Below are 8,094 nucleotides of genomic sequence, written 5' to 3'. Positions count from 1 at the left end.
ACCTTCTTTGAGGCGGAGGTGCGGGAGGTGTTCCGGACGCTCGCCAGCAACCTGGCGGCGTGGGTGCAAGCGTGGCCTGCGGGCGATCTCACCCCCGACAAGGACCTCGACGGACGCCTGTCCGAGTTCGCACGGTTCGCGGCGGTGCTGGTTCTCGCCGCGTCCGCCGCCGACGTCCCCGATGACTTCCGGAACCTTGTGCGCCAGCTCACGCCCCTGCGCCAGGGCGAGGCATGGGCTCAGCGGCTCGCGGAGACGTTCGCCGCGCTTCAGGACGTCTCGGACTCCGAGATCACCGCCGAAACCGCGCAGCAGGCGCTGGAGCACCTGCTGCACGAGATCCAGGCTCCAGACCGCGAGAGCATCAGCGGAAAGCTGATCGAAGACCTGGCAGCGCTGTACACGGGCGCGGGCCAGCATTCCCCCGCGTGGCTCGACGTGCTGCAGGAGCGCTTCGCTCCGCCACCGGACCGCACCGCAGGTGACGAGCGCCCGGAGGGCAGGACGGACTAGCGGCGTGCCACCGACAGGGGTGACGGCACTGGGGAAACATGCCGGGCGGTTGCACCGGTGCTCTGGGTGCTGCCGGGCTCCGGCCCGCTCATCTTCGCAGGATTGCGCGCGCGACCCCGAGAAGAAACGGAGAAACGGTTTCAGCTGGATTGGAAAAGATCCAACAGACATGGAGGATGCCCGGCATGGCTGAGGCAAGGCGAGAACTCCCCTTCCCAGACGTAGACATCTCCGCGGTTCGGAGATATGCCAATGCGCGTGCGAACGCCTCGTCGGTGCGCGAAGTTGCCCGCGCGGTCGGGATGCGGCATACCTCGCTGGAAAAGTTCCTGAACGGCTCCGAGCCTTACGCGAAGAACCGCGCGCTCCTTTGCGAGTGGTACCTCCGGGAGCACCGAATCCACCCGGTTCCCGAAGCGACGCATGATGACGTGCCGGTGCCCGTTGAGGACCCCGAGACGCACATTGACGCGCTACTGACCGAGTTGCGCGGCGAAGCACGCGTCGAAGCGCGGCTGCGGATTACGACCGCGCTCTCGCAGGCCTACCGCAGGATGGGGATTCGCGAGCCCGACTGGCTGTACGCCCGTGCGTAAGCGCTTCAACCGGGGCGTGTACAACGCAGACGCGAGGAGCTGCTCGCGCCCGGCCGCGCCGAGGAAGCCGTGGAGGGACGAAGGCCGCGCGCGCAGTGTTTCGGTTGCCGCGACCGCGCGCGTTCACCGCGCACAACTGGTCGGCGGGTAAGACCGGCGAGTCCCTCGTTCAGGTCCGAATCCGCAGGGAGAGCGAGCGTTACCGAACCCGGCCGGGTTATTTGTTGGCCAGCTACAGCGACCAGGCTCCCGCAGAGCGCGCCACCGGCCGCTCGCGCCCTGTCTCCGCCTGGCGGACGAAGTAAGCGACACCCGCCTGGTGCCCGCGATCAAGAACGCTGCGCTGCTCGGGCGACAACGAGAGCATCGCACGCCCAATCGCCCGATCGTCGAGTACAAGACCGAGCCGCTCGCGTACAGCCGCCATCTCCGTGGCGCGCATCCGCAGCGCGGCGGCCTTGCGGTCAAGCGCATCGGCAACGTGGGCAACGGCACTATCCGGTGCGAGACCGAGCCGTCTGCACGCATCGATTGTAGTGGCCTGAAGCGTGGATTGCGACCGGAGCACGTGCTGCATTGCTGCGGCTCCCGCTGGTGCCAGGCGACGGGCGTCTGTGAACGGATCCGGATTCCAGAGTACATCCGGGGACCGGCTCCTGACGGCCTCGACCACCCGTGCAAGGACGGGGGGCCGGCGCGCGGGCTTCAGGGCTACCGCGACACCGCCAACCATGGTTGCTGCGGGATCAGCCCGAAGCGACTCGCAGACCCTGTCCTGCTCCGCGCGTGGAAGTCGTTCGACCGCCGCAATGAACGCCTCTGGATCAGCGACGACCTGGGCGAGGGCGGCACGCGCCGCGTTTCGTGCTTCATACAGCCCTTGCTGCCCGGCGCGCAGCGCCTGGCTCAACCGGGAGAGGTCTTCTGCTCGAGACTTAGCATTCCTCGTCAGCTGCGAAAGGCGCTGCGATCTCCGCCGCTTCCACACCTCGCGAGCAACGGCAGCCACTTCCGGGTCCGGTAGCATCGGATGCCTGGCGAGGGACTCCGCTTGGCCGAGCCGGTAGACCGCCCGGAACAGGCGGGTGGGCGCGACATCCTCGAACCGCAGGTTGGAGTCGCAGCATACCTCGTGCAGAGCCTGGTTCGGCCCCACGACCACGGCACGTGCGCGCCACCGCGCCTCGGCAGCGGCAGCATCAGTAGTGATTTCTTGGAATGCTTCCCGGAGCGAAGACTCGGCGTGTGCCAGCGTACCAGCCGGATCGGCGACGGCCGAGTAAAGACGCGCCCATCGCCAGACGGTCTGGTAGGGGTTGGAGTATTGCGTCGCTGGAAAGCGCTGGGCGAACCCGGCCGCTGCCGCCTCCGGCCCGGACGCCGCCACGATCCCTTTCAGCCACGGCAGCACCTCCGGCCCCGCTCCGCTGCTGGCGATGAGCCGGGAGAGGCGTCGTTCGCTGAGCACCAGCCGCTCCTCCATCACTGAACCGTACCGTTGCACGCGCAGGTATCCGTCGCGCGGACCGCGAATTTCGTATGCCTGCTCCGCGAGGTGAATCAGCGTGTTCACGTAATAGTCCGGCGAACGCTCGCCGGGGTAGTAGAAGCGGCACCCCCGGCGGATGGCACCGAAGCCGGGTGGATTGTACTCGAGGGCGCGGAGCGCGGGAACGATACCCTGCGAATCGACCGCGGCCCAGAACCTGGCCATTGCTGCCCGGGGCCGCACGAAGACCCGTGCAGCCTCCGTCTCAAGTGCATCCTGCAACCGTGCCTTCGGGTGGGCGCCCATGCCACCGCCTCGTGGATCGCGCGGGTGTTGCCGATCTGCCGTAGCAGTGGTACCCCGCGGTGGGTTTCGTGGTTTGGAAGCCCAGCCGGTCCAGCACGCATTGGCCGCAGACCTGCACGGCAGACGCCTTCCTCATTATTCGGACATCGTCCTCCGTGTCCTGCACCGTGAGCCGCACAGCGACGTAAACGGGCCGGGGAAAGCACTCGTCTCTCCCCGGCCCAATTTCTGGCCCCTCTCTCTGCTGACCTGCGGTAGCGCGTCAGCGAATCGTCCCGCCACGCACTGTCTCGGAGCGCGGCTGGTCGAAGAGATCCGCCGCGGGCACACGCCGAGAGCCCTCCCAGTGGAAGATCGTCCACTCCAGTACTGGATACTCCGCCTTGGAGCCGATCGGCCGGAGTCCGGCCAGCGCGTCCAACGAGCAGCGGAGATAGTCCGCGACTTCCGCGCGCGGCGCATGATGCAGCTTCAGAACCCCCTGGATCTTCGGCTCGCCGCGGTCGATGTCCGTGCGGGTCGGCACCGGATAGGCAACGACCCTGCCATACCCGAGGGCCGCCCGCGTCGCGTGCAGGCTGCCACCCTGTACGTCGGTCTGGATCAGGATGATGGCCTTGCTGAGTCCCGCCTGGATGCGGTCCCGTTTCACGTAGTTCGGACCGTATGGCGCGGTGCCGTACGGATACTCGGTAACCCATGCCCCGCCCGACGCGAGTATCCGCTCCGCGAGCTTCGTGTGCCGCTTCGGCGTGATCGTATCGAGCCCGTGCGCCAGAACGGCCACCGTGTGGCCCTTGGCCTCCAGTGCCGCTTCGTGCGCGATCCCGTCGATGCCCAGGGCGAGGCCGCTCACGATGCTCCATCCCTTTTCCGCGAAATAGCTCGTCACGCGCCGGGCGATGATCTGCCCATGCTCCGTCGGCTCACGGGTTCCGATCACGCCTACAGGGCGCTCGCGAGTGGGCTCGAGATCCCCCTTCACGTAAAGGAACACGGGCCGGTCGTGCGTCTCGGCCAGCAGGCGCGGATACCCGGCGTCCGCGGGGGAGAGGACCATCGCGCCGTCGGCTTGCGCGGTACGCAGGTTCTTCGCCGCCCGCTCTTCCGCAGCATCGAGTGCACCTGGCTGTGCAAGGGCCTTCGCGACTGCGGGATTGGCCCGTCCGATCTCCTCCAGATCCTTGTCCGCGATCTGCGGGATCCGCAGCACCGATGACAACGCCATCGGACCGACGCCCGGAAGGCCGCTCAGGACCATCAGCTTCTCTGTAATGCGACTCGCTGCTGCCATCTGCTGGTTCTGTTGTTCTGCCTGGTTAGATGCTCTCGGTGTAGCGGCACTTCGGCTCAGACCAGTACCCCTCGCACCCGCGGAAGCGCCCACCGTTCCGCTTGGGGATGACGACGAGGTTGCGTCCACAGGCCGGGCATGGCCGGGTCGTCGGATCGACCCTGAACATGGCGCCCCCGATCGTCTTCGTCAGCGCGAGCCCCACAACGTGAGCCGCCCCGCCCGCGAGGAGCAGCCGGCGCGCGGTCCGCATGGTCCCGCCGACGGTCAGCACGTCATCGAGCACCAGCACGCGCCGTCCGGGGACGGGCTTCACGAGGTGCAGCGACCGCTCCACCTCTTCCAGCCGCTCGGCGCGCTTCATGTGCTTGATCCGCTGGGCATCCGGCGCGAACGCGAGCAGATCCGGGACAAAGTCGACCGCCGGGTAGTACGGCCGCATCAAGGGTCCAAGCGCCGCCAGCAGGCGCTCCATCCGCGGCTCGGCGCCCGCCTTCGAGGGGATCACCGTGACCGTGTTGATGTCGGCTTCCTTCCCGATGGCCTCGACCGCCTCGGCGACGGCATACACGAACCGCTGCTGTACGAACTGTCCCGGCTCGTCCTTGCGCTCGAGCCAGCGGGAGAGGTCATGCTGCGCGTGCAGGTGGAGCGTCGAGCCCGCGTTCGAAAAATAGCGCCCGAGCACGTTGATGACGAACGGCGGCCCCTTCCCCGCGAACTCCGTCAGCTGGCGGCGAGTTCCAGCGGGAGGGTCACGCTTCGCCAGCCGGGCCTCCAGAAGCGGGAGAAAGGCGTCGGGATCGCGGACGTAGGCGAGGATGTCCTCGACGCGGTCCAGCACCGCGTCCGGAATGATCTGCTTCGAGAAGTAGCCCTGCTGTACCCCGGCACCCCAGGTACAGAGCACCGGCCGCATGCCCGCATGGTAGGCGGCCTCCATGTCATCCTTCGTGTCACCGAGGTACGCCACCCCCCTCCGGTCCGCGATCCCCATGCGCTCGGCGGCGAGCAACAGCCCGGCCGGGTGCGGCTTCTGCAGAATCACATCGTCGTACGACACCACCGTCGCCCAGCGGACGTTCGGGAAGATCTGCCGCAGGACGTCTTCCGTGTACCAGCTCCGCGCCCGGCTCACGATCGCGACCGGCAGTACCCGGCTCAGCTCCGCGAGGACGGCATCCAGCTGCGGGTACGCGCACAGCCGCGGAAGATGTGGCTGGAGCTGCTCGCGCGTGCCGTTCAGCCGGACCTGGTTGAGATGGTCGGTCGCGCAGAGGGTGTTGTCGAGATCGAAGATGACGGCCTTGAGGCGTGGGTCGGGGGCGAACGGGTCGGGCATCGCAGCGAGCGGCGTCGGCGTGGTCCGAAGGGCAGAAACATGCGGATTCCGCAATACAACAACGCCGGCAGACGGTTCCCTCCCGGGCCGCCCCCGCCGCGTGGGTACGAATGCCGCCCTTCGAACCCCGCGTCGCCGCACCCGCGCCGGCTCCTCCGCCGGATCATTCAGGTTTCTGCACAGCCCGCGTCAGCGCCTTCTCTCCGAGGGCACGTAGCGGACGCGCAAGCCCGAAGGAAGGAGCACCCCCGCATCCTCCGGGAGCCCTGGGTGCAACTCGTCGAGCACTTCGTCCGCGTCGTCCAGGGCGGCTGCGGCCTCGTCAGGATCCGGGGAGCGCAGGGCGCGGATCAGCGACATGGTCGCCTGCGTGATCTCCACCTCCAGCACACCCAGGCCGGACCTGAGGATGCGCAGGCCCCCGGCGCCTGCCGCATCACCCTCCAGCGTGGCGCCGGTTTCTTCCACGAGTTCCGCATCCGCCCTGCGGCCGATGGTGAGCACCTCGTCCAGGCGGCGGCCGGCGTCGTCCGGGGCAGCCGCGCCAGCGCCGCGCATCGCCACGCCGAGCGCGATGGCACGTGCATTCATCCAGAGACCCAGGTTCAGGCACACGCCGAACATGTGCCCGGCAGCCACCTCGACCGCAAGCTGCGGAGGGGGTTCCGCTGTGGGCGCGTCCGCGTTCCAGCCGCGAAGCTGCAGGCAGCGGGTCTGCGGCCGCTTCGCGTTTGGATTGACCCGCGTGGCAGCGACGATGTGCCGCGGCACGTTCAGCGGCTGTCCATGGAGCGTGACGGCGATGTTCCTGACCTGCCGGTACCAGGCCGCGGGGCAGGCGTTCTTCAGCGCGCTGTCGAGCGCTTCACCTGTCCCCTTCGCTTCCGCGGCGGCCCAGGTCCGCACCCCCGTCACCCGCCGCGGGCGGATGGCCACGTAGTCCGGCCGAAGATTGGTGCCCTGATTGGGTCCGGTCACGACCACCGCCCCCGGTGGGAACCGCGGATGCCAATGCGCGGTGTCGACTTCGCCTCCACCCGGATAGAACGCGCTCACCGGCGCAATCCACCTGTAGCCCTCCTGCGCCAGCAGGTGACGGGCACCCGCAACGCCGAGCATCCACGAGATGACGCCCTTCCACTGCCGCTCCGTCCGGCCCAGGACCGCGTCGAGGGACCAGTACGGAGTCCCGCCCACCGCGACCGGCTGGATGAGGCTCGCGGGCCAGCCCATGAACGTCGAGCCCGGGGGCGGCACGATGGAGGGAAGCCAGTCCTCGGCGAGGTACCCGCTGATGAAGTTGATGGGAAGCGAAAGGGGGGCCGGGCTGGTCTGCCCTACCGCCCAGTAGTGTACGTGCATCTGAAAGTCGTCCGGGAGAAGCCTCGGCACCGGCTGCTTGACGCATCGGCCCCACGCACCAAGTTATTCGGCGCCCACTCGCGTCGTCCTCCGCCGCGGTTCCACGTTGCCTGACCTGAAGCCTCACCAGCAGGACCTTCTCGACATGATCCGGCGGGCGGGAAAGATTCCCACCAGCCGCGTCGACGGGCGTGTCCTGCGCGCGCTCCAGCGCCTCGAACTGGTTTCGGTGTCGGACGGGTTCGTTTTCCCATCCGCGCCCGTCGCCGGTGCCGCAACGGGCGCACCATCGCAACTGAACGACCGGCAGGCGGCGATGCTCCGCATGGTCGTGCGGAGCGAGAGCGCCGTCCCGGCGGAGGGACTCGACGGCCGCACGGTCAATGCGCTCGTGTCGCGCGGACTGCTCACGCTGCGGCAAGACCGCGTCACCGCCACGGAAGCTGGCCGCGCTGCGCTCGTCAAGCCGCCCCAGGTGCGGCGGCGCCGCGGCGCGGGCTCCCGGTCGGCAAGGGCCGCATCGATCCTGCGCAGCGCCGACCAGCTCGAAGCCGCCCTTCCCGCCGGCGCCGAGGTCCTGGTCGGCACCATCATGGCCGCGGCGCAGGACCTGGTGGACGGGTTCAGGTTGCTCGCCCGCCGCCTGGAACGGGATCCCCAGCAGGGCACCTGAGCCTCTTCATGGACCTACCAGCCACTACAAGGCCGTCAGCGCCGAATTCCTCGCCCTGGAACGCCGCGTCCGCAACCTGATCGGCGGGGCACACTACCTCACGGACGGGGAGTGGAAAGAGTCCGTGCTGCGGGCGTTCATCGCCAGGCACGTGCCCGCGCACGTGCACGTCGGCCGGGGCTTCGTCGTCACCGGCGGCCTATGCTCCACCCAGATTGACGTGCTGCTCTACGACTCGCGCTTTCCGCTCCTGTACAGGGAGGGAGACCTGGTCTTCGCCACGCCCGACGCGGTGCTCGGGATCATCGAGGTGAAGACCAGCGCGGACGGCCGCACCCTCCCGAAGACGCTTCGCAAGCTGGCGGACAACGCGGCGCTGGTCCACCAGGGTCCGCGCAACCCCCGCAGAAGGCTGGTGACGGGGGTGTTCGCCTACGGCGCTCCCACGGAGCCGCGCCGCAAGGAGTACTCCGTCGAGGCGGCGTACCGGGCCGCAGGGATGCGGCGCGAGCGGGCGGT

Annotated in this window: 8 protein-coding genes; 4 read left to right on the top strand and 4 right to left on the bottom strand. The window is 68.6% G+C overall.

Annotated features, from left to right (window positions below; translation table 11 throughout):
- Together VFZ20_RS07070 and VFZ20_RS07065 are read left to right on the top strand one after the other, a co-directional pair.
- Positions 1-513, top strand: a 513-nt coding sequence (locus tag VFZ20_RS07070; protein WP_329683142.1) for a hypothetical protein, incomplete at its 5' end; no start/stop codon positions are given.
- Positions 514-698: 185 nt separating this feature from the next.
- Positions 699-1,109 (top strand): hypothetical protein, encoded by a 411-nt coding sequence (locus tag VFZ20_RS07065; protein ID WP_329683141.1) that lies wholly within the window; start codon positions 699-701, stop codon positions 1,107-1,109.
- Positions 1,110-1,341: 232 nt separating this feature from the next.
- On the opposite strand, the gene VFZ20_RS07060 is transcribed toward VFZ20_RS07065, so the two are convergent.
- From VFZ20_RS07060 to VFZ20_RS07045, 4 genes are all read right to left on the bottom strand, one after another.
- A complete protein-coding gene (locus tag VFZ20_RS07060; RefSeq protein ID WP_329683140.1) occupies positions 1,342-2,904 on the bottom strand; it encodes a hypothetical protein in 1,563 nt (520 codons plus the stop codon).
- A gap of 262 nt (positions 2,905-3,166) precedes the next feature.
- A complete protein-coding gene (locus VFZ20_RS07055) occupies positions 3,167-4,165 on the bottom strand; it encodes a DNA-processing protein DprA (protein WP_329683139.1) in 999 nt (332 codons plus the stop codon).
- A gap of 58 nt (positions 4,166-4,223) precedes the next feature.
- Complete coding sequence (locus tag VFZ20_RS07050; protein ID WP_329683138.1) at positions 4,224-5,540, bottom strand: HAD-IA family hydrolase; 1,317 nt, start codon at positions 5,538-5,540, stop codon at positions 4,224-4,226.
- Between the two features lie 189 nt (positions 5,541-5,729).
- The gene (locus VFZ20_RS07045; protein ID WP_329683137.1) at positions 5,730-6,902 is read right to left on the bottom strand and encodes a hypothetical protein; all 1,173 of its coding nucleotides are present in this window, start codon (positions 6,900-6,902) and stop codon (positions 5,730-5,732) included.
- A gap of 106 nt (positions 6,903-7,008) precedes the next feature.
- Here VFZ20_RS07045 and VFZ20_RS07040 point away from each other — a divergent pair, with 106 nt between their 5' ends.
- Together VFZ20_RS07040 and VFZ20_RS07035 are read left to right on the top strand one after the other, a co-directional pair.
- Positions 7,009-7,575: a hypothetical protein gene (locus VFZ20_RS07040; protein WP_329683136.1), complete on the top strand. Its 567-nt coding sequence runs from the start codon at positions 7,009-7,011 to the stop codon at positions 7,573-7,575.
- Between the two features lie 124 nt (positions 7,576-7,699).
- The coding region (locus VFZ20_RS07035; RefSeq protein ID WP_329683135.1) for a DUF6602 domain-containing protein at positions 7,700-8,094 on the top strand (395 nt) is incomplete at its 3' end.

This window comes from Longimicrobium sp. (assembly GCF_036280135.1).
Classification (GTDB): domain Bacteria; phylum Gemmatimonadota; class Gemmatimonadetes; order Longimicrobiales; family Longimicrobiaceae; genus Longimicrobium.
The sequence above is the reverse complement of the archived record's forward strand: the minus strand, read 5'-3'. Positions and strand labels throughout refer to the sequence as shown.